The organism is Thioalkalivibrio sp. ALMg11, assembly GCF_000377905.1.
Lineage (GTDB): Bacteria > Pseudomonadota > Gammaproteobacteria > Ectothiorhodospirales > Ectothiorhodospiraceae > Thioalkalivibrio.
This window is the reverse complement of sequence record NZ_KB898871.1, coordinates 35,001-59,199: the sequence shown is the minus strand read 5'-3', so window position 1 is coordinate 59,199 and position 24,199 is coordinate 35,001. Positions and strand designations below refer to the sequence as shown.

The window sequence follows — 24,199 nt, the reverse complement described above, 5'->3', positions numbered from 1 at the left end:
TATATCTTTACCTTAGGAAAAGGATAGAAATTCTTATGAGCTCCTCGATCAATCGCGTCGTCCTCGCATACTCCGGCGGGCTGGATACCTCGGTCATTCTCAAGTGGCTGGAGGATCAGTACGGCTGCGAGGTCATCACCTTCACCGCCGATCTGGGTCAGGGCGAGGAGGTCGAGCCGGCCCGCGCCAAGGCCGAGGCCCTGGGCGTAAAACAGATCTACATCGAGGACCTGCGCGAGACCTTCGTGCGCGATTATGTCTTCCCGATGTTCCGCGCCAACACCATCTACGAGGGCGAGTACCTGCTGGGCACCTCCATTGCGCGCCCCCTGATCGCGCGCCGTCTGGTCGAGATCGCCGAGGAGACCGGGGCCGACGCGATCGCCCACGGTGCCACCGGCAAGGGCAACGACCAGGTGCGTTTCGAACTGGGCGCCTACGCGCTGAAGCCGGGCATCAAGGTGATCGCCCCCTGGCGCGAGTGGGACCTGAACTCGCGTGAACGGCTGATGGCCTATGCCGAGCAGCACAACATCCCGGTGGACTACAAGAAGCAGGGCACCAAGTCGCCGTATTCGATGGACGCCAACCTGCTGCACATCTCCTACGAGGGCGGCCCGCTGGAGGACCCGTGGACCGAGGCCGAGGAAGACATGTGGCGCTGGTCGGTCGCCCCCGAGGCGGCCCCCGACGAATCCGAGACCCTGACCATCGGCTTCGAGAAGGGTGACCCGGTCTCGATCAACGGCGAGCGCCTGAGCGCGGCCGAGCTGCTCGCGAAGCTCAACGAGCGCGGCGGGGCCCACGGTGTCGGCCGGCTGGATATCGTCGAGAACCGTTACGTCGGCATGAAGTCGCGCGGCTGCTACGAGACCCCGGGCGGCACGATCCTTCTGCGTGCCCGTCGGGCGCTGGAGTCCATCACCCTGGACCGCGAGGCGGCCCATCTGAAGGACGAGCTGATGCCGCGCTATGCCAGCATCATCTACAACGGCTACTGGTGGAGCCCGGAGCGGCGCATGTTGCAGGCCGCGATCGACGACACTCAGGGCGTGGTCAACGGCGAGGTGCGCCTGCGTCTGTACAAGGGCAATGTGATTGTGGCCGGTCGTCGCTCCGAGGACACCCTGTTCGACGATGCCATCGCCACTTTCGAGGATGACGCCGGCGCCTACGACCAGAAGGACGCCGAGGGCTTCATCCGCCTGAACGCGCTGCGCCTGCGCATCGCCGCGAGCCGCAACCGCAAGCCGACATGACGTGAGAGGGGCTTGTCGTCAGGGTTCACCGCGCAGTGCGGCCCCGCTCCGGCGCCGGGGAGCCGCGTGGGTCTTCGGTGGCCTGGTCGTGCTGGTTGCCAGTCTTTGGTGGTCTCCTGCAACGTCATTGCTGGCGCAGGAATCGGCGGCGGGCGAGCAGCGCCTGGTCCTCGGGGTGCTCGCCCACCGCGGCGACGATGTGGCACGCCAACGCTGGACGCCATTCGTCGAATACCTGTCGGAGCAGATCGACGGGGCCCGTTTCGTGCTCGAGCCGGTGGACAACGACGGGTTGCAGGCGGCCGTGGCAGACAAGCGCTTCGACCTGATCCTGACCAACAGCGGCTCCTACGTGATGTTGGAGCAGCAGCACGGGATATCGCGCATCGCGACCATGCAGCCGCGTCAGGTGGGCCGTGACGAGGACCGTTTCGGGGCCGTCGTGATCGCCCGCGCCGATCGTGATGACCTGGTGGAGCTGGGCGATCTGCGCGGTCAGCGCTTGTCCGTGGTGCACCCCGATGCCTTTGGCGGCTGGTGGATGACCTGGCGCGAGTTGCAGGCGGCCGGTCTGGACGTCGGGAGTGATCTGGCGGCGCTGGTATTTACCGGCTTCCCGGTCGGCCGCGGCCTCGACTGGGTGCTGCAGGGGGAGGTCGATGCGGCGACCTTCCGGACCGGCATCCTGGAGGACCTGGAGGCCCGCGGTGACCCGCGGGTGGATCAGATTCGGGTGGTCGGCGAGCGCGCCTTCCCGTCCTTCAGCTACCGCGCCAGTACCCGCCTGTACCCCGAGTGGCCGCTGGCGATGCGCGGTGACCTGGACGCCGGGCTGGCGCATGCGATCCTGCTGGCGACGCTGTCGCTGGACGCGGAACACCCGGCGAGTCAGGCGGCCGGCATCGGGGGCTGGGCGGCACCCCGATCCTACGAGGACGTGCACGGCCTGATGTACGAGCTGGGGGTCGGCCTGTACGCGCCGCAGCCCTTCGACATCCTGGTCTGGCTGCGCGGCAACCTCCTGTGGCTGGTCTCGGCGCTGGCGGTGGTCGCGCTTCTGGCGCTGCTGTACGTCTCCCGGGTCCACGCCCGGATGCGCCGCTCCGGGCGCAACCTCGAGCGCAGCATGGACGCGATCCCGGATGCGGTGATCACCCTGGATGCACGTGGCGGGATCTCCTATGTGAACCCCGCGGCCCGCGAGCTGGCGGGGCTGACCCGAGACCAGGTCCTGGGGTGTTCCCTGGACCAGCTCCTCGAGCTGCGCGAGCTGGGTACCGGACGCCCCCTGCTGCCTGCGAATGCCCGGGGCGAAACGCTGGATCAGGCTCTGGGCGAGCGCCTGGATGCCCGCCTGGTCCGGCGTGACGGTCACGAGCTGATCGTGCGTATCGCCCGTACCGCGCTTGACCCGGTAGCCGGCAGTTCCGTGCGTACCCTGCTGGTGCTGACGGATGTCTCCGAGGAGCGCAAGCTGGTGGACCGGCTGGTGCACGAGGCCAGCCACGACGGCCTCACCGGCCTGCTGAACCGCCGCGCCTTCGAGCGCGAGCTGGAGATCGCCATGCATGCCGCCCGCGACAACCGTGCGGTGGCGAGCCTGCTGCTGGTGGATCTGGACTACTTCAAGGACGTCAACGACTGCCACGGTCACCGGGTCGGCGACGAACTGCTGCGCCAGGTGGCCCATGTGCTGCACCAGTTGACCCGTCGCCACGATGCCGTGGCCCGCATTGGGGGCGACGAGTTCGCCGTGATTGCGCGCGATACGAATGCCGAGTATGGGCGTATCCTTGGCCAGCGGATCTGCTCGGCCCTTGCCGACCGGCCGTTGCAGGTGGAGGCGCGGGACGTCACCATTGGCGCCTCGGTGGGCGTGGTCGAGCTGGGGCCGGACGTGCCGGGGGTGGAAGAGGCCTTTGTCGCCGCGGACCGCGCCTGCTATCAAGCCAAGGATCAGGGCCGTGGCCAGGTCGGGGTTGCCCGCAAGGCGGACATCTACCCGATCACCGGGGCCTGAGCGTAACCGGCTCCGGGGCGCGCGGAACGGCTTTCTGTCCGCGTGGTCCATGCGAAACCAACCCGGCGCCGGATCGAAAATTAAGGAATCACATGTCTGTTGTCTCCTGTTTGCGCCCGGGCCTGCTGGCCCTGCTGTTCCTTGGCCTGACCGGTTGCGCGACGGTGCCCAGCGAGGACCGCCACCCGGACGACCCCTGGGAGGCCTATAACCGGGCGGTGTTCGAGATCAATCAGGACTTCGACCAGTCGCTGCTGCGCCCGGCCGCGGTGCAGTACCAGCGACTTCCGCAACCGGTACAGACCGGGGTGGGCAACTTCTTTTCCAACCTCAACGACTTCACAGTCCTGTTCAACAACCTGTTGCAGGGCAACCTGGAGAATGCCGCCTCGGATACCGGGCGCATCATGTTCAATTCGACCTTCGGGCTGTTCGGGCTAATCGACGTGGCCTCGCCCATGGGACTGGACAAGAACAACGAGGACTTTGGCCAGACCCTGGGGGCCTGGGGTGTGCCGCGTGGTCCTTATTTCCAGATCCCCTTGCTTGGCCCCAGCACCGCGCGGGATGCCCCGGCGCGCCTGGTGGACGGCTACATGAACCCGCTATACCACACCAATCTGCGCGACGATCACACCGGCTGGTGGGTGGGCCTGATCGCACTGGATGTGGTCGACATGCGTGCGGGTCTGATCCCCACCGAGCGCATGCTGGCGCAGCTGTCCGACGACCCCTATATCGCGATGCGCCAGGGCCATCTGCAGCGCCGGGACTTCCTGGTGCGCGGTGGCATGCCGGATGACGAGGCCGATGCCATGCTGGACGAGCTGGATGAACTCGAGGCGCTGGAGGCCATGGAGGCCGAGGAGGGCGACCGTTGAACGGCCTCACCGCGATGCTGAACATCCTGCGCCTGCACGCCGGGCCGCAGGACCTGCCGGCGGACAACGGCACGCTGGTCTTCTGGGTCGGGATCGCCCTGATCGCCGGGATGGTGATCGGGATCCCGCTGTACGGCTTCGGCCAGGCGCTGGCGCTGAACGTGATGGACCTGGTGGTCCTGTATGCCTTTGTCGTCATCGTGCTGAGCATGCAAGGCGTCTCGGATCGCTGGCGCCAGACCTTCACTGCGATGGCGGGTACCGGCGCGGTCCTGGGTCTGTTGATGGCGTTACTGATGGTGCTGGCGGGCGGGCCTGATCCGGCGCGCGAGCCGGAGGAGGTCGCCACTGGGGTCGTGTTCGGGATGCTGGTGCTCCTGGCCTGGTTGCTGCTCGTCTTTGGTCACATCCTGCAGCAGGCGTTAGGGCTTGGTTCGCGTCTGGTGGGAATGCTGATCGCGCTTGGCTATATCGTGGTCTCCAGCGTGGTCACCCAGACCGCGATCGGGCTGTTCCAGTGACTGGCGGGCCGCTCCACGTCCTCGGGATTGGCGGGACCTTCATGGGCGGGCTGGCCCAGTTGGCGCGCGCGCAGGGGTATGTGGTCACAGGTTCCGACCAGAAGCTGTACCCGCCCATGAGCGACCAGCTGGACCAGGCCGGGATTGCCTACCACGAGGGCCACGACCCGGAGACGCTGCCCGACGCAGGGCCGGTCGTCGTCGGTAACGTGATGCGCCGCGGCATGCCGATCATCGAGGCGTTGCTGGATCGCCGGCTGGACTACACCTCGGGCCCGCAGTGGCTGGCCGAGCACATCCTCCGCGATCGCTGGGTGCTGGCAGTGGCCGGCACCCATGGCAAGACCACGACCGCCAGCATGCTCGCCTGGATGCTCGAATACGCGGGGATGAATCCCGGGTTCCTGATCGGCGGGGTGCCCGGCAATTTCGGGGTCAGCGCGCGCCTGGGGGATGCCCCGTTCTTCGTGATCGAGGCCGACGAATACGACAGCGCGTTCTTCGACAAGCGCGCCAAGTTCGTCCATTACCGCCCGCGCACCCTGGTGCTGAACAACCTCGAATTCGACCACGCGGATATTTACCCCGACCTGGCCGCGATTGAGCGCCAGTTCCATCACCTGGTGCGTACGGTGCCGGGGCAGGGGCGCATCCTGATGCCGGCCGGTGATGCCGCGCTGGAGCGGGTGCTGGACATGGGCTGCTGGACCCCGGTGGAGCGCCTCGCGACCGACCTGGAAGGCGACACTGGGAACGCGACCCCCGCGCTGGCGGCGCGCGCCCTGAACCCCGAGGCCTCGGTCTTCGAGGTGCTGGCCGATGGCGTGGTACAGGGGCGGGTGGAGTGGTCGCTGACCGGGCGTCACAACCTGGCGAATGCCCTGGCTGCCCTGGCCGCCGCTCGCCATGCCGGCGTTCCGCTGGCTACGGGCCTGGCCGCGTTGCCGGCGTTTCGCGGCGTTCGTCGGCGCCAGGAGCTGCGCGCGGAAATCGACGGCATTCGGGTGATCGACGACTTCGCCCACCATCCCACCGCGATCCGCCTGACCCTCGAAGGGCTGCGCGGACAGGTGGCGCCGGGCGGGCGCCTGGTGGCCATCCTCGAGCCGCGTTCCAACACCATGCGCATGGGGGTGCACGCCGAGGCCCTGGGTGCGGCGCTTGCACAGGCCGACGCAGTGCATCTGTACCATGCCCCGGAGATCGACTGGTCCACCGAGGGCCTGCAACAGCAACTTGGCGAGCACCTGTCCGTGGCGCGCGATATCGAATCCCTGCTGCAGGGGATTCTTGCCACCGTGCGATCCGGCGATACGCTGGTGATCATGAGCAACGGGGGCTTCGACGGGTTGCACCTGCGCCTGATCGACGCCCTGCAGGGAGCGCCCGCATGACCGAACGCCCGCGCAGCATCTCCCTGGCCCTGACCGGCGCCTCCGGTGCCCCGTATGGCCTGCGCCTGTTGCAGTGCCTGGTCGAGTCCGGGGTACAGGTGCACCTGATGCTGTCGAAACCGGCCCAGGTCGTCCTCGGGCTGGAGACGGACCTGAATTTGCCTAGCCGCCCGGTGGAGATTGCGCGCTACTTCACCGAGCGCTATCGGGCGGCCCCCGATCAGATCCATTGTTACGGGGCGGAGCAGTGGACGGCCCCGGTGGCCAGTGGCTCGGCCGTGCCGGAGGCCATGGTGGTCTGCCCCTGCACCACCGCCACCGTGTCGGCGATCGCGACCGGTGCCTCGCGCGGGCTGATCGAGCGCGCCGCCGACGTGGTACTCAAGGAGCGGCGCAAGCTCCTGCTGGTGGTGCGCGAGACGCCGTTTTCCGAGATTCATCTGGAGAACATGCTGCGCCTGGCGCGCATGGGCGCGGTGGTGATGCCGGCCAATCCGGCCTTCTATCACCGGCCGCAGTCCATCGATGACCTGATCGACTTCATGGTGGCGCGGGTGCTGGATCACCTCGACGTCGAGCATGCCCTGGTGCCGCGCTGGGGCGCGGCCCCGGAGCTGGGAGAGGATGCATGACCACGCTGCCGCTGTTTCCGCTGAATACGGTGCTGTTCCCCGAGGGGTTGCTGCCGCTGCGGATCTTCGAGACCCGTTATCTGGATATGGTGCGGCGCTGCCTGCGCGGTGATGGTCGCTTTGTCATCGTTGCGACCGAACCGGAACGCGAATCCGGGGAGCTCCCGTCCGAGACGGATCCCTCCGCGGGCTTCTGCAGTGTCGGCACCGAGGCGGTCATCGTGGACTGGGACCAGCGCCCCGACGGGCTGCTGGGGATCCTGGTCAAGGGCGAGGGCCGGCGGGTCATCTACAATGCCCGGCGCGCCGATGACGGCCTGTGGCTGGGCGATGTGGAGCCCCTGCCGGAGTATCCGGAGGTGAGCCTGCCGGTCGACTATGCCTCACTGGCGGATCTGCTGGAGCGCTTGCTGGACCAACTGGGTACGCCCTGGTCGCACCTGGAACGGCGCTTCGACGACTCGACCTGGGTTGCCGCGCGGCTGACCGAACTGCTGCCCATTGACCTCGAAATCAAGCAGCAGCTGCTGGAGACGGACGACCCGATCGAGCGTCTGGAACGCCTGCGAGCGGCCATGCTCGCAGCATCGAAATCCTGAAAGCCGGCGCCGAGGCTGGTAAGGTTCCGGTACATTTTTAACCGGAGCCCGCCATCATGGCCGTTCAGGAACTCACGCAGGACACCTTCGAATCCACCATCACCGGGAATGACATCGTCATCATGGACTTCTGGGCCCCCTGGTGCGGCCCGTGCCAGCAGTTTGCCCCGACCTTCGAAGAGGCCTCCGGCAAGCACCCCGACGTGGTCTTCGCCAAGGTGAATACCGACGAGGAGCAGGCCATCGCCGGCGCCTTCCAGATCCGTTCCATCCCGACCCTGATGATCTTCCGCGAGCAGATCATCGTGTTCTCCCAGCCGGGCGTGCTGTCCGCCGGTCAGCTGGACGAGGTGCTGGGCAAGGTGCGCGAGCTGGACATGGAGCAGGTGCGCGCCGACGTCGAGCGCCAGCAGCAGGAACAGGAGCAGGCCGGGGGCGCGTAAGCCGCCTCTGACGACTGCCTTCCGCGGGCCAAACTCGCGAGATCCAACCCGGCCGGGCGCGTTGCCCCGCCGGGTTTTTTTGTGTGGGGCGCGTGCCAGGATCGTAGAATGACCGCAAACCCCTGCGCCATACGCGAAAGGATGCCGCCACCATGTCCCAGCTTCCCGAGGCCGCACGCCGGCCATGTTGAGCGTGATGACCCAGATGGGGGCGCTGATCGTCGCGGGCGTGGTCTGGCGCGCCCTGCAGCCCGGTGGCCTGGATGCGGACACCACCCGCCGGGTCCTTACGACCCTGGTCTACTACCTGTTGCTTCCGGCGCTGGTCCTGCAGGTGCTGTGGGTGGCCCCGCTGGGCCTCGACTCCCTGCGTATCGCCCTGGTGGCGGGTCTCACGGTTCTGGCGATGGTCGGGGTCACGTTGCTGGCCTGTCGCGTCTGCATGGCGGAGCGTGCGGCGATCGGCGCGATGTTGCTGGCGGCTGCCTGGCCCAACGCCACCTACCTCGGCCTCCCGGTGCTCGACAGCCTGTTCGGCGAAGCCGGCCGTGCGGTGGCGATCCAGTACGACCTGTTTGCCTGCCTCCCGCTGGTCCTGACGCTCGGTGTGCTGCTGGCGCGGCGCTACGGCGATCCCGAGGCGGTACGTCTCTACGGGGGCGGGAGTCCCCTGCGCGGGCTGGCGGCGGTGCCGTCGATCTGGGCGGCGGTGGTTGGCGTGGCCCTGAATCTCGCCGGGGTCCCGCTGATCGACTGGCTGGACGTCTTTCTCGGTTTTCTGGCGGACAGCGTGGCCCCCTTGATGTTGTTCTCGCTGGGCCTGGCGCTGGTATTCAATCGCTTTCGCGGGCGCGATGCCCGGCCGCTGGTAGTAGTGGCCGTGGTCCAGCTGATCCTGGCCCCGGTCTTTGCGCTGGGGCTGGTGCTGTGGACCGGCCTTGAAGGTGTGCCCGGTGTCGGGTCGGTGCTGGAGGCGGCCATGCCGGCGATGGTTCTGGGGCTGGTGTTCTGCGACCGCTTCCGCCTGGATACCGGCCTCTACGCGGCCGCGGTCACGCTGACCACGGCGCTGTCGCTGATCACCCTGCCGCTGTGGTTCGCACTCGCCACCCGACTCATCGCCTGACGTTCGGGGCCTCGCGCCGTTGGTTTTCGCAAGCCGGGTGCATGGAGCGCCGGTTTTGTTGCTCATGCCGGTTAGGCTGGTCCCGGTTCGACATCCGGTGTATACGTGCCTTCGGTCCGCTGCCTGCCAGGCGCTGTCTCGCCAGCGCGCCGCGAGGTACTTCTTTGCTCGTGCAAAGAAGTACCCAAGAAACACGCCCGACTGCCACGACCCCGGCCCGCTGCGCGGTCCGGGGTTTCCCTCGCTCCGAGGCTTTTCGCGGGCGGCACTGAACTCGTTGCGCCTGCGGCTCCGCTCAGACATCCAGCGCCCCGTGTCCATTTAGAATCGTCCCGCGAAAATCCTCTCCACTCGGCGCGACGACAACGGGAGAAGGTCTAAACAATGGCCGTCCCGACCATATTGTTCATGGATGAAGGCTAGGTCTTCCGGCATCTCAGGCACGCTCGGCCTTCGGCCCTGGCGTGCCGCGCCCGCGTAGCGGGCGCCGGGGGGCGTAGGATGTGATGAGCGAAGCGAATCGCATCAGGGTTTCGCGCGGTGTGGGGGATGGTGCGTTTCGCTATGCTCAACCGCACCCTACGGGATCCCGTCTGTTTTGACCTTCCCCTCCCGTATGGAGCCCCTCGCGGAGGGCGTGATGGGCCGGCTAGTCAAAAATAGACGCGGGGCGCTGGATGTCTGAGCGAAGCCGCAGCGAGTTCAGCGCCGCCGGCCCAGCGCGTCCGGAGCGAGGTTCCCGGGCGAAATCCGGGTGCCCTTCTTTGGGTACTTTCTTGGGCAAGCAAGAAAGTACCTCGCGGTGCGCTCGCGAGAGAGCGCGTGGCAGGCGGCCCGACGAAGGCACGTAAACACCGGATGATGAACCGGGGCCAGCCCAACCTGGAAGGCGGTCGGCCGAAGGCACCGCAAACACCGGATGACGAATGAGGATCCGTCTGGCGTTGGCAATGCGCTAGCGGATGAGCATGAGGATGCCGGCGAGGATGAGGACGCCGGCGAAGGCGCGGCGGAGGAGGGCGACCGGCAGGTGATGGGCCAGCCAGACGCCACCGCGTACGCTCATGGATGTGCCGATGACGACGCCAAGGATGGCGGGCAGGTAGAGGTAGCCGACGGCCCACTCCGGTGCCTGATAAGCCGGGTCGGTCCATTGCGGCAGGGCGAACACCAGGCTGGCGCCGATGGAGATCGGCACGCCGAGGGCGGCCGCCGAGCCGATCGCACGACGCAGCTCCAGCCCCTGGCTGACCAGGAACGGCGTGGTCAGCGTGCCCCCGCCGATGCCGATCAGCGAGGAGACCGCACCGATCAGTGCGCCGCCGCCCAGCCACACGCTGCGGCGGGGGACGGGTGCCTGCGGCGGCCGGATGTTCAGCAGCATCCAGATGCCGATCGCGACCTCGAAGGCGCCGAAGATGCGCCCCAGGTGGTCGCTGTCGATACGCGTGGCCAGCCAGGCCCCGATCAGTGCGCCGACGATGATGCCCGGCAGCAGCCGGCGCACCGCGGTGCCGTCCACGCCGCCGCGGTGGTGGTGGGCGCGCGCCGACAGGATCGCGGTGGGGATGATCGCGCCCAGCGAGGAGCCGACCGCCAGTTGCACCAGGCTGGCCGAGTCGAAGGCGAGCAGGCTGAACACGGCCACGAACACCGGCACCAGGATCAGACCGCCGCCGATGCCGAACATCCCGGCCGGGATGCCCGCCACCAGGCCCAATGCGACGAAGAGCAGACCCAGTGCCAGCGGCGACTGGGTTAGCGTCTCGGTCATGCCTGTGGCCGCACCCGTTGCCGGATGTCACGGCCGGGCATTCAGGCGCCCAGAGCCTTGAAGGACTTGCGGGCGGCCTCGATGGTCGCGTCGATGTCGGCGTCCGAATGGGCATTGGACATGAAGCCGGCCTCGAATGCGCTGGGGGCCAGGTAGACGCCCTCGTCCAGCATCGCGTGGAAGAAGCGGCCGAAGGCGGCAGTATCGCAGGCGGTGGCGCCGGCGAAATCGGTGACCTTCTGATCACTGAAGAACAGGCCGAACATGCCCGGCACCTGGTTGGTGGTCACGGCCACACCGGCTTCGCGCGCGGCATCCTCGAAGCCCGCCACGACCTTCTTGGTGCGTGTCTCCAACTCGTCGTGGAAACCCGGGCGGCTGAGGATCTCCAGCGTCTTCAGTCCGGCGGTCATCGCGATCGGGTTTCCGGACAGAGTGCCGGCCTGGTAGACCGGGCCCAGCGGGGAGAGGTGTTCCATGATCGCGCGCCTGCCGCCGAAGGCCCCTACCGGCATGCCGCCGCCGATGATCTTGCCCAGCGTGGTCAGGTCCGGCGTCACGCCCAGATAGCCCTGGGCGCAGTTTGCGGAGACGCGGAAGCCGGTCATTACCTCGTCGAAGATCAGCACCGCGCCGTGTTGATCGCAGACCTCGCGCAGGGTCTCCAGGAACCCGGGCTCGGGCGGGATGCAGTTCATGTTGCCGGCGATCGGCTCGACGATGATGCAGGCCACCTCGTCGCCCTTCTCGGCAAAGAAGGCGCGTACGCCGTCCGGGTCGTTGTAGGTCAGGGTGCTGGTCAGCGCGGCCAGCTCCTTGGGCACGCCCGGGGAGCTCGGCTGGCCGAGAGTCAGGGCGCCGGAGCCGGCCTTCACCAGTAGCGAGTCACCGTGGCCGTGGTAGTTGCCCTCGAACTTCACGATGCGGTCGCGTCCGGTATAGCCGCGCGCCAGGCGGATCGCGCTCATGGTCGCCTCGGAGCCCGAGTTGGTCATGCGCACCATGTCCATCGAGGGCACCAGCTCGCAGACCTTGTCGGCCATGTCATTTTCCAGCCGCGTGGGGCAGCCGAAGGACAGACCGTTGTTGCAGGCCTCGCGCACTGCCTCGATCACCTCGGGGTGGGCGTGCCCGGCCACCATCGGGCCCCAGGAACCGATGTAGTCGATATAGCGCTGGCCGTCGGCGTCCCACATGTAGGCGCCGTTGGCGCGGTCCATGAAGATCGGGGTCCCGCCGACGCCCTTGAAGGCGCGCACGGGGGAATTCACGCCGCCGGGGATGTGCTGCTTGGCGGCCTCGAACAGACGCTCGGTTTCCTGCATGACGGTGTCCTGTGTTGGGTTCGATTCGGGTCGTTGATTCGGAAGCCTGGCAACCATAGCCGTGGCCGTGGCCGGGTGCAAAGGGCGCCCGGTCAATCGAACAGTACGCTTATACGGCGCGCGGCGGCTTCGGGATCGGGCGCGGCGCTGACGCCCTGGATTACGGCGAGCAGGTCCGCGCCGGTCGCGACGACTTCGGGGGCGTTCGCTGGCGTAATCCCGCCGATCGCACAGATCGGCAGATCCAGTGTGGCGCGTGCCTCGCGTAGCAGCTCGAGATCCGCGCGTGCCGCGTCGGGCTTGGTCGGGGAGGGGAACACGGAGCCGAAGGCCACGTAGCTGGCGCCGGCGGTCTGGGCAGCGCGTGCCTGATCTAGCTCGTTGTAGCAGGAGATGCCAATCACCGCATGCGGTCCGAGCCGGCGGCGCGCGTCGGCCGGGTCCGGATCGTCGCGGCCCAGGTGCACGCCATCGGCATCGACGCGCGCGGCCAGGTCGGTGTCGTCGTTGATGATGCACAGTGCAGCGTGCGCATGGGCAAGGGCGACCAGTTCGCGGGCGATCGCCTCGCGTGCGTCGCCCGCCAGGGTCTTGTCGCGGAACTGGACCAGGCGGGCACCGCCGCGCAGCGCGGCCTCGGCATTGGCGAGGTGGGTGGCGCGTGGGTCCGCGCCCTCCGGTACCGCGGGGGTGATGAAGTAGAGCCCGCGCAGGCGGGGGGCGTGTTCAGTCGTCATGCGGACACAGCCGGTTGGGGACGTGCTGGCCGTGCCCGGGGGCGTAACCCCGGGCGACGGCGTCGTTCATGAAGGCCTGCGCCTCGATCACCGCCGGCTCCAGGTCGCGGCCGCGCGCCAGGAAGGCGGCGATTGCCGCCGCCAGGGTGCAGCCGGACCCGTGGTAGCCCGCTGGCTGGCGCGGCAGCTCGAAGGCGCGCACGTGCCCGTCTTCGCGGTACAGGCGGTTGATGATCGGGTCCTGGGCGCCGCCCTCGTGGCCGCCGGTGATCAGGACGTTGCGCGCGCCCAGCTGGCGCAGCTGGTGGCCCCATTGTGCGGCGTCCTCGCTGCGGGCCAGGCGGGCGGCCTCCGGCCCGTTCGGGGTGATCAGGGTCGCGCGCGGCAGCAGGGCCTCGCGGGTGGCGTCGACCACCGCTGCCGTGGCGAGTGCGCCGCCACCGCCGGCGACCATCACCGGGTCCAGCACGACCGGGATATGCGGGTGTGTGGCCAGCAGCGCGGCGACCGAGGTGACGTTGTCGACCGATCCCAGCATGCCGATCTTGATCGCGGCGACGGCGAGATCGGCCAGGGTGACCTCGATCTGGGCGCGCAGCTGTTCCGCGGGTAGCACGCTGAAGTCCACCACGTTGCGGGTGTCCTGCACGGTGATCGCGGTCACGGCCGTGGCGCCGTGTACGCCGAGGCGGGTAAAGGTGGTCAGGTCGGCCTGCAGGCCGGCGCCGCCGCCGGGGTCTGAGCCGGCGATGGTCAGCGCGATCGGGGGATGATTCATGAGTGGGGGCTCCCGTGCTAAGGTTGCGCGCGCCCCGGCACCCCCGGGGCGTTCTTGTTCCGCATCCCGGGAGTGTACGCAGCATGAGCAGCGAGTTCGAAGTCGAGTCCCTCCGTCCCCTGGTCGCCGCCGCCGAGGCAGGTGGCACGCTGAACGCGGAGGTCGACCAGGCCCTGGCCGCGCTGGAGCAAGAGCTGAACCGGCTCGCTGGCGAGTTGCAGGTGGAACACGTGGGCCCCGCCGTGGGCATGGCGGACATGCAGGCCGAGCATGTCTATCGGCTGGTGATCCGTCAGCACGAGATTGACGTGACCCGCCACGAGTGGAGCCTGTGGGTTTGCGATGCGCTGGACAACTGCGACTTCCGCGCGACCTGGCCGGTGACCGGTGCCGCGCGCCTGCGTCGCAAGCAGGTGGTGGCCGTGGTGCCGGAATTGGTTATTGGCTATCGCGATGCGGTCGCGGCGGCCGGCAAGGCGGATACCCCTGCCGGGCAGCGCCTCGCGCAGATCGCCAGCGTCTTCAGCTGACGCCGTCTCCCAGGGAGACGCGGATCCATTCGCACGCCCGCGCTCGAGTCGATTTTGCTCGCTGGCAAGGCGCGGTGAGCGAGGTGTAGCCGAGCTACATAAGCGAGCCGCAACGCAGTCAGCGAACAAAATCGGCCGAGCCCCTTCGGGGGTGGCGCCCCATTTTCCCCGATCCTGCGTTGCGCCGCTTGACCGTAGAATGACTACGGCACTGCGCACCGCGCCTTGTCTCGGAAAAATGGGGCGTCAACGCGGACGTGCGAATGGATCTGCGTCTCCCTAGCGCAACGAGATGACCGGCCAGCCCTGGTTGCGGGCGTGATCCGCGAGGGTCGGGTCCGGGTCTACTGCGACGGGGCGTCCCACACATTCCAGTAGCGGGATGTCGTTGCGCGAGTCGCTGTAGAAACTGGCCTGCGCGATGCTGTCCTCGGGATCCGGATGATCCGCAAGGTACTGGCGCAGGCGTTCGATCTTGCCTTCCTGGAAGCAGGGCACGCCGGTTAGTTCGCCGGTGAATTCCCCGTCCTTCCCTTCTTCCGCCAGCGTTGCGATCAGGTGGTCTACGCCGAGCAGGCCGGCAATCGGCTGGGTCACGAACTGGTTGGTTGCGGTGATGATGACCAGCTCGTCACCGGCCTCGCGGTGTTCGGCCAGCAGGCGCGGGGCGCCAGGGGCGATCATTGGCCGGATCAGGCGGTCGATGAAGTCTTCCCGCCAGGCCTCCAGTTGCGGGCGCGGGTGTTCGGCCAACGGGCTGAACGCGAAGCGGCAGAATTCGTGGATGTCGAGGGTGCCCGCCACATACTCCTGGTAGAAGCGGTCATTGGTCTCGGCGTGACAGGTCGGGTGGACGGCGCCCACCTCTGCCAGGAACTCGTTCCAGGCGTGATCGCTGTCGCCGGCGAGCAGGGTGTTGTCGAGGTCGAACAGGGCCAGGGCCATGAGGGTGCTCTCGGGTTGGCTTGGATCGGACGCGAGTGTACCGGCGGGCGTCGTCGGCTGCAGCCACAGGCCCCTTTTCGGGTCGGCACCGGAGGCGCGGTAGGGGCTTTGCCGCTGGGGCACCGGCTGTGGAACAATGCCAGTAATAGAGAAGCGTCTGGCTGATGCAAGTGATTGATTGTGACGGGTATCGCGCAAACGTAGGCATCATCCTGTGCAACGCGGAACAGCAGCTGTTCTGGGGGAAGCGGGTCGGGCAGGCCGCCTGGCAGTTCCCCCAGGGGGGCGTGCATGCGGAAGAAACGCCGGAAGAGGCGATGTTTCGCGAGCTGCACGAGGAGACGGGCCTGTTCCCCCGACACGTCGAGGTGCTGGGGAGTACCCGCCATTGGCTGCGCTACCGCCTGCCGGAGCGCATGGTCCGGCGCCACCAGCGCCCAATCTGCATCGGCCAGAAGCAGCGCTGGTTCCTGCTGCGCATGGTCGGAGACGAGAACGACGTGGTGCTGGATGCGATGGAAACCCCGGAGTTTGATGACTGGCGCTGGATCGACTACTGGCGTCCGGCACGCGAGGTCGTGCACTTCAAGCGTCAGGTCTATCGCCGTGCGCTGTGCGAGCTGGTGCCGCTGATGTTCCCTGAGCTTGAGCAGGGGCGCGCGCGGCGTTCCGGCAGTCGTGGTCCGGCCCAGTCCTTGGCCCGTTCGCCGGTGTCCTCGCGTTGACGGTCCCAAAGCAGCCCTCGATGCTCGAGGTCCTGCGCCGCGTGGTGCAGGAGGTAAACGGTGCTGCCGATTTCTTCGAAGCGCTGCACATCATCGTTACGCGGGTGAGGGCAGCGCTGGAGATCGATGTCTGTTCGATCTATTTGAAGTCGCCGCAGTCCGGGCGTCTGGTGCTAATGGCCTCGGAGGGTCTGCGCGAGGAGTCCATCGGGCAGGTCGAGATGGATCCGTCGGAGGGTCTGGTCGGTCTGGTCGCCTCGCGGGCCGAGCCGGTCAACCTCGACAGCGCCCAGGACCACCCGCGCTTTCGCTATTTCCCGGAGACCGGCGAGGAGCACTTCCTCGCGTTTCTGGGGGTCCCGATCATCCACCAGCGCAGCTTGCTGGGCGTGCTGGTCGTGCAGCAGCACCAGGCGCGCAAGTTCGATGACGAGCATGTCTCCTTTCTGATTACCCTGGCGGCGCAGCTGGCCGGGGCGATCGCCTATGCCGAATTCAACGACGAGATCTCCTCCGAGACCCCGCTGATCGGGCATGTGAACGTCGAGGCCACCGGCATTGCCGGTTCACCGGGCGTGGCCATCGGCCGGGCAGTGGTGGCCTACCGCCTGGCGGACATGGACTCCATCCCGGATCGCGAAGGCGCCGGGGTGGATCACGAGCTGGAGCATTTCGGCCAGGCGGTGGCGGAGACCCGCACCGAGATCGAGGACCTGAAGCAGCGCATGGGCGAGGCCCTGGGTCCGGACGAGCAGGTTCTGTTCGATGCCTACCTGATGCTGCTGGGTTCCGACTCTCTGGTGCACAAGACCCAGACGCGCATCCGGAACGGGCAGTGGGCCCCGGCGGCACTGCGCGACACGGTGCGCGAGAGCGTGCGGGTGTTCGAGGACATGGAGGACCCGTACCTGCGCGAGCGGGCGGCGGATGTGCGCGATCTGGGTCGCCGTGTGCTGTCGCACCTGCTGCCGGCCGATCGCAGCCAGGACGAATTTCCCGATGGCGGCATCCTGGTCGGGGACGACCTGACCGCCTCGCATCTGGCCGAGGTGCCGATCGAGCGGCTGGGGGCGATGGTCTCGGCCAAGGGGACCGGTTCCTCGCACATTGCGATCCTGGCGCGGGCGCTGAATATCCCGGCGGTGATGGGCGTGTCCGAGCTCCCGGTGGGGCGCCTGGAAGGGCGCGAGATCCTGGTCGATGGTTATCGCGGGCGGCTGTTCGTGAACCCCAACGCCGAGTTGCGCGTGGAGTTCGAGCGCCTGGTGCGCGAGGAGCGCGAGCTGGCGGAGGACTTGCGCGCACTGGCCAAGGACCCGGCCGAGACCCGCGATGGCGTCGCCGTGCCGGTGCTCGCGAACTCCGGGCTGCTGGCGGATATCAAGCCGTCGCTGGCGTCCGGGGCCGAGGGGGTCGGGCTGTACCGCACCGAAGTGCCGTTCATGATCCGCGACCGCTTCCCCGGCGAGGAGGAGCAGGTCCAGCTCTACGAACAGGTACTGGCGTCTTTCGATCCGATGCCGGTGACCCTGCGCACCCTGGATATCGGCGGCGACAAGGCCCTGCCGTATTTCCCGGTGAAGGAGGACAACCCGTTCCTCGGCTGGCGCGGTATCCGTATCTCGCTGGATCACCCGGAGATCTTCCTGACCCAGTTGCGGGCGATGCTCAAGGCGAGCCGCTCCCACGACAACCTGCAGATCCTGTTCCCGATGATCTCGGCGCTGGACGAGCTGAAGGGGGCGATGACCCTGCTCAACCGGGCGCGCGAGGAGTTGCTGGACGAGGGCTTCCGCATCCCGATGCCGCGCATCGGGGTGATGGTCGAGGTGCCGGCGGCGGTGTACATGTCGGAGATGCTTGCCCGGCGGGTGGATTTCCTGTCCGTGGGGACCAACGATCTGGTGCAGTACCTGCTGGCGGTGGACCGCAACAACGCCCGCGTGGCGCACCTCTACGACACCCTGCACCCGGCCTGCATCCACGCGCTGGAGACGATCACAGACGGCTCGCACCGCGCGGGCAAGCCGGTCAGCGTCTGCGGCGAGATGGCGGCCGACCCGGCCGCGGTGATCCTGCTGCTGGGGATGGGGATCGACAGCCTGAGTGTCAGCGTGTCCTCGATCCCGCGGGTGAAGTGGGTGATCCGTAGTTTCTCCACCGACCGCGCCGAGGCCCTGCTGGCGCAGTGCCGGCTGCTGGAGAACGCCGATCAGATCCGCTCGCTGCTGAACAATGCGCTGGTCCAGGCCGGACTGGGCGGGCTGGTGCGCGCCGGCAAGACCTGACCGCGGCGGTCCGATCGAGACGACCGCCGCCCGCGGTCAGTTGCGGCAGCCGGGTCGTGTGGTTCAGGAGCGGCGCGCCCGCCACTGCGCGATCAGCGCACTCAGCAGGAAGATCCCCAGTACGACGCCGATGGCGATAAGCGCATCCACGATGGAGCGGTTGACCACCAGCACGACCACGCCCACCAGGATCGGGACCGGGATCTCGTTGAACCAGCGATACCAGGTGTGATCGCGTCGATTCAGGTCGTCGCGGAAGTCGTGCACGATCTTGCCGCACCAGACGTGATAGGCGATCAGGATCGCGATCAGGGTCAGCTTGAAGTGCATCCACGGCTCGGCCAGGTAGAACGAGCGATCCACCAGCATGATCACGCCAAAAAGGATGGTGATCAGCGCGCCGGGGGTCATGATCCCGTAGAACAGCTTGCGTTCCATGACCTTGAAGCGCTCGTGGCCCAGGGCGTCCTCGGTCATTGCGTGGTAGACAAACAGGCGCGGAAGATAGAACAGCCCGGCGAACCAGGTGACCATGAAGATCACGTGCAGGCTGAGGAACCAGTTATAGGCTTGCATGGAGGTCCTTCTCGGAAGCGGGTGCGGTTGTTCCTGCGCGGGGCGGCTCAGGAGAGCCAGCGTTCCAGGTGGCGTTCGATCTGTTCAAAGTCCGGGTCGCCCAGTTTCTGGTAGACGATGCGGCCGTTTGGCGAGATCAGGAAGGTAGTGGGCGTCAGGCGTACCCCGCCATAGGCCTGGGAGAAGGCATCGTCGCTGTCGTGGATGATCTTGTAGGGCATCTCGCGATCCTCGCGCATGGCCTCCACGCGGTTGATCGGGTCGTAGGACAGGGCGACCGCCAGCAACTCGAAGCCCTTGCCCGAGTAGGTCTCGTGGAGGTGAGCCAGTTTCGGGATCTCGCGGACGCACTCCGGGCAGCTGGTGGCCCAGAAGGAGATCATTACCGGGCGGCCTTCGTAGTCCTCCAGCGCCACCTGCTCGCCATCCAGGGTGGTGGCCGCGAAGGCGGGTGCCGGGCGCATGCCGTCGTCGGTCAACCAGATGGCCGCGGCGACGGCGACCAGCGCGATGATGAAGATGCCTCCGAAGATGGCCTTGCGGTCGATCCTGACTTTGCTCATAGGGGTGTGATCCGTTGATCGAATAGCCTGCATTTGTGGACTGGCCGAAACCGCGTGCGTTCCGTGGTTCCGGCCAAGGCGGTATCATGCCGCAGCATGACGAATGCAACCAACAGCAAACCTATCCGCATCGGGGTTGTCGGGGCCACCGGCTACACCGGCGTGGAACTCCTGCGCCTGCTGGCGCGGCATCCCGCGGCCGATCTTCAGGTGGTGACCTCGCGCGGCGAGGCGGGCACGCCGGTGGCCGATCTGTTCCCCAGCCTGCGCGGCGCGGTGGATGCGGTGTTCCAGGCCCCGGACGAGAATACCCTGGGGCAGTGCGATGTGGTCTTCTTTGCGACCCCGCATGGAGTAGCGCACGGATTGGCCGCGCCCCTGCTGGAGCGGGGGGTGCGGATTATCGACCTGTCGGCGGATTTCCGTATCCGTGATCCCGAGCTCTGGGCGCAGTGGTACGGACAGGCGCATGGTGCGCCGCAGTATCTGGACGAGGCCGTGTACGGCCTGCCCGAACTGAACCGGGTGCAGATCCGTGATGCGCGACTGATCGCGGTGCCGGGTTGCTATCCCACGGCGGTGTCGCTGGCGGTGCTGCCTCTTCTGGAGGCCGGTCTGATCGATCCCTCGGACGTGATCGCGGATGCCAAGAGCGGCGTCAGCGGGGCCGGACGCAAGGCGCAGATCGGCGGGCTTTTCGCCGAGGTGCAGGAGGACTTTCGCGCTTATGCCAGTGGCGGACATCGGCATTGGCCGGAGATCCACCAGACCCTGAGCGGCGTGGCCGGGCAGTCGGTAGGACTGATCTTCCAGCCGCATCTGGTGCCGATGACGCGCGGGATTCACGCGACGCTCTATCTGCGCCCGCAGGTGGCGGACGCGGACTGGCAGGCCTGTTTCGAGCAGCGCTATCGCGACGAGCCGTTCGTGGATGTGATGCCGCCGGGGGCCCATCCGCAGACGGTCAGTGTGCGCGGCACCAATCTCTGCCGGGTGGCGCTGGCGAAACCGCCGCATTCCGGGCGGCTGATGGTGCTGTCGGTGATCGACAATCTGGTGAAGGGCGCGGCCGGGCAGGCCGTGCAGAACATGAACTTGATGTTCGGCCAGGCCGAGACGGCCGGTCTGGACGGCCTGCCGGTTTTCCCCTGATGTCCGGGCCTGCCACATGACTACGGGTGTCCCGCGCCCCCGTCTGCCCCGGACGCCGCGCATTCCCGCGCGGCGGCGCAGCGGGGCGGGGCGCCGCCGCGGGTGGTGGCGCGCAGGGCTGCTGATGCTGATCCTGTTGTTAGTGGCGGGCGGAGCCTGGCTGGCGGAGAACTGGCGCGAGGACATACGGGACACGGTCGATGCGCAACGCGGCATGGAGGGCCTGCGGGATGACCTGGAGCAGGCGCTCGCCGCGCGCCAGGCCGCCGAGGAGGCTCGCCACCACGCCGAGCAGCAGCTGGAAATGAAGACCGCCGAGCTCGCGGCCTTCTCCGGCGACATCGAGCGCCAGGAGGCCGAGTTGCTGGAGTTGCGCGACGACCTGGCGTTTTATCGGCGGCTTGCGGAAGGCGCGGGCGAAGATGCCCTGGGCATTCGGTCGCTGCAGTTGCAGCGCACGGGGCAGTCGGGCGTGTTTGATGTCGTGTTCCAGCTCTACCGCCCGGGGTTGAGTCGTTCGGTGGATTTGCGCTGGGCGCTGGAGGTCGAAGGCTATGCCAACGGGGAGGAGGTGCTGTCCACCCTGGAGACCGATGCGCTGGGGCTGGAGAGCGATCGCCTGGTCGAGGGGTTTCGGTTGTTGCGCAATCAGCGCGCCCGGATCCATCTTCCGGAGGGCTTTGAGCCGGTACGGCTGACGTTGAGGGCGAGCGCCGCGAACGATGAGGATCTGGAACCGGTTTCGGAATGGGCCGACTGGGGTCGCCTGCTGGAGAGTACGCAATGATGGGACGCAAACGAGGCCGCCGCGCGCGGAAAGTGGATACGCTGGTGGGGTGCCATACGGTGATCCACGGTGATATCGAGTTTGGTGGCGGGCTGCATATTGAAGGCCGCGTAATCGGGGATATCCGGGCCGCGACCGATTCGTCGGCCGTTCTGGTGATCGCGGACGGGGGCATGGTCGAGGGCCATGTCGCGGTTCCGCACCTGCTGATGAACGGCGAGGTGCATGGCGATGTCCACGTGGGAGAGCACGTGGAGCTTGGCGAGACGGCCCGTCTGGCCGGTAATCTTTACTACACCGTGCTGCAGATGGCAGAGGGTGCGCAGATCGATGGCTTGCTCAAGCGGGTGGAGCATCCCCTCGAGAATGAGCTGGAGGGGACGGGCGAGACCCAGGCCCTGACCAATCCCACGGAAGATGAGCATTCTTGACTCCGGGGCTCAGTCTTCCGTAGCGTGAATGAAAATGATTATTACAGGAGGCCCCGAATGTCCGAGCCCATGACGTCCGAAGCGGAACTGGACATCGAAATGCCCAGCCCGTTGATCTTTACCGATGCCGCGGCCACCAAAGTGAAGGGGCTGATCGAGGAAGAGAACAACGAAAACCTCAAGCTGCGCGTGTTCGTCAGCGGGGGCGGTTGTTCCGGCTTCCAGTACGGCTTCACCTTCGACGAGACCGTCGGCGATGGCGACACCCTGGTGGAGAACGGCGGGGTGACCCTGCTGATCGACCCGATGAGCTTCCAGTATCTGGCGGGTGCCGAGATCGACTACACCGAAGGTCTTGAGGGCGCGCAGTTCGTGATCCGTAATCCGAATGCCACCACGACCTGCGGCTGCGGTTCCAGCTTCTCGGTCTAGAGAGAAGCTGACAATCGGTTAAGAAAGGGCCCGATCCGGGGATTCCGGATCGGGCCCTTTTTTGTTCAGGGTCGGGGTTAACGGCCCGCGTTAATGGCCCCCGGGTGTCCGGGGACCGCCGGGGATGATGCAGCCGAGTACGCGAGGGCCGCGCGCGCCGGTCACTTCCGGCAGGTTGCCGGGCTCGCCGGCCAGGGTTCGCGCGGCCAGCCAGGCAAAGGCGGCACCCTCCACCTGCTGCGGGGGAACCCCGTGGCGTTCGGTGGTCTCCACGCGGGTCGCGGGCAGGGCCTTGGCGAGGCGCTTCATCAGGTGGCGGTTGTGCGCGCCGCCGCCGCACACCAGCAAGCGGCCGGGCGGCTGCATGTGAAGGTGCTCCAGCGCGCGCCGCACGCCCTCCACGGTCAGTTCCGCCAGGGTCGCCTGAATGTCCTCGGGCCGGGCTCGGTCCAGGCGGTCGCCAGCCCCGGCGCGGAGCCAGGCCGGCGAAAAGTATTCGGGCCCGGTGCTCTTTGGCGGTGGGCGCTGGAAGAACGGGTCCTGGAGCAGCCGGGTCAGCAGTTCGGGGTCGGGCATACCGCTGCGGGCCCATGCGCCGTCATGATCGAACGGCGTCGGATGGTGGCGCCGATTCCAGTCATCCATCAGCGTATTCGCCGGGCCGCAGTCGAAGCCGATCACGGGCTGACCCGGTTGCAGCCAGGTGATGTTGGCGATGCCACCTAGATTGAGGACCGCGCGGGTCTCGTCCGTGGATCCGAACTGCGTCGCGTGAAAGCCGCAGGCCAGCGGTGCCCCCTCGCCGCCGGCTGCAATGTCGCGCGGGCGGAACTGCGCCACGGTGTCGATGCCGGTGGCCTCTGCGATGCGGAATGGATCGCCGATCTGCCAGGTGAAGGGCGGATCGGCGTCCGGGGCGTGGTGCACGGTCTGGCCGTGACTGCCGATCGCACGGATCGCGGTCGGCGCCAGGCCGGTCTGGTCCAGCAGGGCTTGCACGGTACGGGCGAACAGCATGCCGAGCCGCGCATCCAGCGCGCCCAGGTGCCGGTAGCGCAGGGTTTCGGTGGTGGCCGCCGTGGCCAGCTCCTGGGCGAGGTCGTCGGGATACCCCAGCTGGCAGTGATCCACCACGCGTACCGGCCCGGTCTCGCGGATCTCTGTCAGCACGGCGTCCACGCCGTCCCGGCTGGTGCCGGACATCAGCCCGATAAAGCGTTCCGTCATAGTGGTGATCCTCGCGCGCGCATTACATGGGTCGGCGTCCATTCTGGACCACCGCGGCATTTCGCGTCCGTTCGGGGGTCGCGGTATCCTTGCGCGCGACCGGCCAGCCCGGCCGGTCTCTGATCTCGACCAAGGGGCGTCATGGAACTCGAAGACCAGCTGGCCGTTATTCGTCGCGGCACCGATGAAATCCTGCTCGAGGACGATCTTGTCGAGCGCCTCAAGAGTGGCCGCCCCCTCCGGGTTAAGGCGGGATTCGATCCCACCGCCCCGGATCTGCATCTGGGGCACACGGTGCTGATCAACAAGCTGCGCCAGCTCCAGGACCTGGGACACCACATCCTGTTCCTGATTGGCGATTTCACTGGCCGTATCGGAGATCCCTCGGGCAAGAACGCCACGCGTCCGCCGCTGTCCGCCGAGGATATCGAGCGCAACGCCGCAACCTACCGCGAGCAGGTGTTCCGCATTCTTGACCCTGAGCGGACCGAGGTGGTCTTCAATTCCACCTGGATGGAGCCGCTGGGGGCCGCAGGAATGGTCCAGCTCGCCTCGCGCCAGACGGTGGCGCGCATGCTCGAGCGCGACGACTTTCACAAGCGTTACACCCAGCATCAGCCGATCGCGATCCACGAATTCCTCTATCCACTCATCCAGGGCTACGACTCGGTGGCGCTGAAGGCCGATATCGAACTGGGCGGCACCGACCAGAAGTTCAACCTCCTGGTGGGTCGCGAGCTGCAGAAGCAGGAGGGTCAACCGCCTCAGGTCATCCTGACCATGCCGATCCTCGAAGGGCTCGACGGCGTCCAGAAGATGAGCAAGTCGCTGAACAACTACATTGGCGTCCAGGATTCCCCCGACGATATGTTCGGCAAACTCATGTCCATCTCCGATGATCTGATGTGGCGGTACTTCGAACTCCTTAGCTTGCGTCCCATGCAGGATGTTCGCGCGTCGCAGCGGGCAGCGGAGGCCGGCGAACGCAACCCGCGCGATATCAAGTTCGAGCTGGGTCGCGAGTTGGTCGATCGTTTCCACGGGCCGGGACGCG

General features: G+C 67.3%; 25 protein-coding genes (1 of these 25 running past the window's edge). 17 read left to right on the top strand and 8 right to left on the bottom strand.

The window, feature by feature from the left end:
* Positions 1-35 precede the first annotated feature (35 nt).
* The 9 genes from D578_RS0100305 (at position 36) to D578_RS0100265 (ending at position 8,875) form a co-directional block, all read left to right on the top strand.
* Positions 36-1,259, top strand: coding sequence for an argininosuccinate synthase (locus tag D578_RS0100305; protein WP_018948026.1), 1,224 nt, complete (start codon positions 36-38; stop codon positions 1,257-1,259).
* Between the two features lie 88 nt (positions 1,260-1,347).
* Positions 1,348-3,279, top strand: coding sequence for a diguanylate cyclase domain-containing protein (locus tag D578_RS0100300; RefSeq protein ID WP_369772745.1), 1,932 nt, complete (start codon positions 1,348-1,350; stop codon positions 3,277-3,279).
* Positions 3,280-3,371: 92 nt separating this feature from the next.
* Positions 3,372-4,160, top strand: coding sequence for a VacJ family lipoprotein (locus tag D578_RS0100295; protein WP_042798301.1), 789 nt, complete (start codon positions 3,372-3,374; stop codon positions 4,158-4,160).
* A complete protein-coding gene (locus tag D578_RS0100290) occupies positions 4,157-4,681 on the top strand; it encodes a hypothetical protein (protein WP_018948023.1) in 525 nt (174 codons plus the stop codon). The genes D578_RS0100295 and D578_RS0100290 overlap by 4 nt, the downstream gene beginning before the upstream one ends.
* Positions 4,678-6,075, top strand: coding sequence for a UDP-N-acetylmuramate:L-alanyl-gamma-D-glutamyl-meso-diaminopimelate ligase (gene mpl / locus D578_RS0100285; protein ID WP_026289089.1), 1,398 nt, complete (start codon positions 4,678-4,680; stop codon positions 6,073-6,075). Before D578_RS0100290 ends, mpl begins: the two co-directional genes overlap by 4 nt.
* Positions 6,072-6,707: a flavin prenyltransferase UbiX gene (locus D578_RS0100280; protein ID WP_018948021.1), complete on the top strand. Its 636-nt coding sequence runs from the start codon at positions 6,072-6,074 to the stop codon at positions 6,705-6,707. Before mpl ends, D578_RS0100280 begins: the two co-directional genes overlap by 4 nt.
* A complete protein-coding gene (locus D578_RS0100275) occupies positions 6,704-7,306 on the top strand; it encodes an LON peptidase substrate-binding domain-containing protein (protein WP_018948020.1) in 603 nt (200 codons plus the stop codon). Before D578_RS0100280 ends, D578_RS0100275 begins: the two co-directional genes overlap by 4 nt.
* A gap of 56 nt (positions 7,307-7,362) precedes the next feature.
* Entirely contained in the window at positions 7,363-7,749 is a 387-nt protein-coding gene (gene trxA / locus D578_RS0100270; RefSeq protein ID WP_018169052.1) for a thioredoxin, read from the top strand.
* A 184-nt stretch (positions 7,750-7,933) separates the two neighbouring features.
* Positions 7,934-8,875 (top strand): AEC family transporter, encoded by a 942-nt coding sequence (locus tag D578_RS0100265; protein ID WP_018948019.1) that lies wholly within the window; start codon positions 7,934-7,936, stop codon positions 8,873-8,875.
* 955 nt (positions 8,876-9,830) lie between these two features.
* Here D578_RS0100265 and D578_RS0100260 read toward each other — a convergent pair.
* The 4 genes from D578_RS0100260 to thiD all read right to left on the bottom strand — a co-directional run bounded on the left by D578_RS0100260 (position 9,831) and on the right by thiD (position 13,489).
* Entirely contained in the window at positions 9,831-10,649 is an 819-nt protein-coding gene (locus tag D578_RS0100260) for a sulfite exporter TauE/SafE family protein (RefSeq protein WP_018948018.1), read from the bottom strand.
* Between the two features lie 41 nt (positions 10,650-10,690).
* A complete protein-coding gene (gene hemL / locus D578_RS0100255) occupies positions 10,691-11,974 on the bottom strand; it encodes a glutamate-1-semialdehyde 2,1-aminomutase (RefSeq protein ID WP_018948017.1) in 1,284 nt (427 codons plus the stop codon).
* Positions 11,975-12,066: 92 nt separating this feature from the next.
* On the bottom strand, positions 12,067-12,711 hold the full coding sequence (thiE, locus tag D578_RS0100250; RefSeq protein ID WP_018948016.1) for a thiamine phosphate synthase: 645 nt from the start codon (positions 12,709-12,711) through the stop codon (positions 12,067-12,069).
* Entirely contained in the window at positions 12,701-13,489 is a 789-nt protein-coding gene (gene thiD, locus D578_RS0100245) for a bifunctional hydroxymethylpyrimidine kinase/phosphomethylpyrimidine kinase (RefSeq protein WP_018948015.1), read from the bottom strand. The genes thiE and thiD overlap by 11 nt, the downstream gene beginning before the upstream one ends.
* Positions 13,490-13,572: 83 nt before the next feature.
* Here thiD and D578_RS0100240 point away from each other — a divergent pair, with 83 nt between their 5' ends.
* Positions 13,573-14,019, top strand: coding sequence for a hypothetical protein (locus tag D578_RS0100240; protein ID WP_018948014.1), 447 nt, complete (start codon positions 13,573-13,575; stop codon positions 14,017-14,019).
* A gap of 279 nt (positions 14,020-14,298) precedes the next feature.
* Here the strand turns inward: D578_RS0100240 and D578_RS0100235 are convergent, their stop codons facing one another.
* The gene (locus D578_RS0100235) at positions 14,299-14,964 is read right to left on the bottom strand and encodes an HAD family phosphatase (RefSeq protein WP_018948013.1); all 666 of its coding nucleotides are present in this window, start codon (positions 14,962-14,964) and stop codon (positions 14,299-14,301) included.
* A gap of 164 nt (positions 14,965-15,128) precedes the next feature.
* Here D578_RS0100235 and D578_RS0100230 point away from each other — a divergent pair, with 164 nt between their 5' ends.
* Both D578_RS0100230 and ptsP read left to right on the top strand, forming a co-directional pair.
* Positions 15,129-15,689, top strand: coding sequence for an RNA pyrophosphohydrolase (locus tag D578_RS0100230; protein ID WP_018948012.1), 561 nt, complete (start codon positions 15,129-15,131; stop codon positions 15,687-15,689).
* 20 nt (positions 15,690-15,709) lie between these two features.
* Complete coding sequence (gene ptsP, locus D578_RS0100225; protein WP_018948011.1) at positions 15,710-17,977, top strand: phosphoenolpyruvate--protein phosphotransferase; 2,268 nt, start codon at positions 15,710-15,712, stop codon at positions 17,975-17,977.
* A gap of 63 nt (positions 17,978-18,040) precedes the next feature.
* Here ptsP and D578_RS0100220 read toward each other — a convergent pair whose 3' ends face one another.
* The gene (locus tag D578_RS0100220) at positions 18,041-18,553 is read right to left on the bottom strand and encodes a CopD family protein (protein WP_018948010.1); all 513 of its coding nucleotides are present in this window, start codon (positions 18,551-18,553) and stop codon (positions 18,041-18,043) included.
* A 47-nt stretch (positions 18,554-18,600) separates the two neighbouring features.
* Positions 18,601-19,116: a peroxiredoxin gene (locus D578_RS0100215; RefSeq protein WP_018948009.1), complete on the bottom strand. Its 516-nt coding sequence runs from the start codon at positions 19,114-19,116 to the stop codon at positions 18,601-18,603.
* Between the two features lie 96 nt (positions 19,117-19,212).
* Here D578_RS0100215 and argC point away from each other — a divergent pair, with 96 nt between their 5' ends.
* The 4 genes from argC to erpA all read left to right on the top strand — a co-directional run bounded on the left by argC (position 19,213) and on the right by erpA (position 21,918).
* On the top strand, positions 19,213-20,268 hold the full coding sequence (argC, locus tag D578_RS0100210) for an N-acetyl-gamma-glutamyl-phosphate reductase (protein ID WP_018948008.1): 1,056 nt from the start codon (positions 19,213-19,215) through the stop codon (positions 20,266-20,268).
* Positions 20,269-20,392: 124 nt separating this feature from the next.
* Positions 20,393-21,055 (top strand): DUF6776 family protein, encoded by a 663-nt coding sequence (locus D578_RS0100205; RefSeq protein WP_018948007.1) that lies wholly within the window; start codon positions 20,393-20,395, stop codon positions 21,053-21,055.
* The gene (locus D578_RS0100200; protein ID WP_018948006.1) at positions 21,052-21,486 is read left to right on the top strand and encodes a polymer-forming cytoskeletal protein; all 435 of its coding nucleotides are present in this window, start codon (positions 21,052-21,054) and stop codon (positions 21,484-21,486) included. Before D578_RS0100205 ends, D578_RS0100200 begins: the two co-directional genes overlap by 4 nt.
* Positions 21,487-21,543: 57 nt before the next feature.
* Positions 21,544-21,918 (top strand): iron-sulfur cluster insertion protein ErpA, encoded by a 375-nt coding sequence (erpA, locus tag D578_RS0100195; protein WP_018948005.1) that lies wholly within the window; start codon positions 21,544-21,546, stop codon positions 21,916-21,918.
* A gap of 90 nt (positions 21,919-22,008) precedes the next feature.
* On the opposite strand, the gene D578_RS0100190 is transcribed toward erpA, so the two are convergent.
* Positions 22,009-23,145 (bottom strand): anhydro-N-acetylmuramic acid kinase, encoded by a 1,137-nt coding sequence (locus D578_RS0100190; RefSeq protein WP_018948004.1) that lies wholly within the window; start codon positions 23,143-23,145, stop codon positions 22,009-22,011.
* A 141-nt stretch (positions 23,146-23,286) separates the two neighbouring features.
* On the opposite strand from D578_RS0100190, the gene tyrS reads away from it, so the two are divergent.
* Positions 23,287-24,199 carry the 5' portion of a tyrosine--tRNA ligase gene (tyrS, locus tag D578_RS0100185; protein WP_018948003.1) on the top strand. 293 nt of this gene lie beyond the right edge of the window, so 913 of the gene's 1,206 nt are visible here — the first part of the coding sequence; the start codon lies at positions 23,287-23,289; its stop codon lies beyond the right edge, outside the window.

Bases quoted from the DNA above. Each gene is read 5' to 3' on its own strand.
- D578_RS0100305 (WP_018948026.1), top strand. From the start codon at position 36: ATGAGCTCCTCGATCAATCGCGTCGTCCTCGCATACTCCGGCGGGCTG.
- D578_RS0100295 (WP_042798301.1), top strand. From the start codon at position 3,372: ATGTCTGTTGTCTCCTGTTTGCGCCCGGGCCTGCTGGCCCTGCTGTTC.
- D578_RS0100280 (WP_018948021.1), top strand. From the start codon at position 6,072: ATGACCGAACGCCCGCGCAGCATCTCCCTGGCCCTGACCGGCGCCTCC.
- D578_RS0100275 (WP_018948020.1), top strand. From the start codon at position 6,704: ATGACCACGCTGCCGCTGTTTCCGCTGAATACGGTGCTGTTCCCCGAG.
- trxA (WP_018169052.1), top strand. From the start codon at position 7,363: ATGGCCGTTCAGGAACTCACGCAGGACACCTTCGAATCCACCATCACC.
- D578_RS0100265 (WP_018948019.1), top strand. From the start codon at position 7,934: ATGTTGAGCGTGATGACCCAGATGGGGGCGCTGATCGTCGCGGGCGTG.
- D578_RS0100260 (WP_018948018.1), bottom strand. From the start codon at position 10,649: ATGACCGAGACGCTAACCCAGTCGCCGCTGGCACTGGGTCTGCTCTTC.
- hemL (WP_018948017.1), bottom strand. From the start codon at position 11,974: ATGCAGGAAACCGAGCGTCTGTTCGAGGCCGCCAAGCAGCACATCCCC.
- thiE (WP_018948016.1), bottom strand. From the start codon at position 12,711: ATGACGACTGAACACGCCCCCCGCCTGCGCGGGCTCTACTTCATCACC.
- thiD (WP_018948015.1), bottom strand. From the start codon at position 13,489: ATGAATCATCCCCCGATCGCGCTGACCATCGCCGGCTCAGACCCCGGC.
- D578_RS0100240 (WP_018948014.1), top strand. From the start codon at position 13,573: ATGAGCAGCGAGTTCGAAGTCGAGTCCCTCCGTCCCCTGGTCGCCGCC.
- D578_RS0100235 (WP_018948013.1), bottom strand. From the start codon at position 14,964: ATGGCCCTGGCCCTGTTCGACCTCGACAACACCCTGCTCGCCGGCGAC.
- D578_RS0100230 (WP_018948012.1), top strand. From the start codon at position 15,129: ATGCAAGTGATTGATTGTGACGGGTATCGCGCAAACGTAGGCATCATC.
- ptsP (WP_018948011.1), top strand. From the start codon at position 15,710: ATGCTCGAGGTCCTGCGCCGCGTGGTGCAGGAGGTAAACGGTGCTGCC.
- D578_RS0100220 (WP_018948010.1), bottom strand. From the start codon at position 18,553: ATGCAAGCCTATAACTGGTTCCTCAGCCTGCACGTGATCTTCATGGTC.
- D578_RS0100215 (WP_018948009.1), bottom strand. From the start codon at position 19,116: ATGAGCAAAGTCAGGATCGACCGCAAGGCCATCTTCGGAGGCATCTTC.
- argC (WP_018948008.1), top strand. From the start codon at position 19,213: ATGACGAATGCAACCAACAGCAAACCTATCCGCATCGGGGTTGTCGGG.
- D578_RS0100205 (WP_018948007.1), top strand. From the start codon at position 20,393: ATGCTGATCCTGTTGTTAGTGGCGGGCGGAGCCTGGCTGGCGGAGAAC.
- D578_RS0100200 (WP_018948006.1), top strand. From the start codon at position 21,052: ATGATGGGACGCAAACGAGGCCGCCGCGCGCGGAAAGTGGATACGCTG.
- erpA (WP_018948005.1), top strand. From the start codon at position 21,544: ATGTCCGAGCCCATGACGTCCGAAGCGGAACTGGACATCGAAATGCCC.
- D578_RS0100190 (WP_018948004.1), bottom strand. From the start codon at position 23,145: ATGACGGAACGCTTTATCGGGCTGATGTCCGGCACCAGCCGGGACGGC.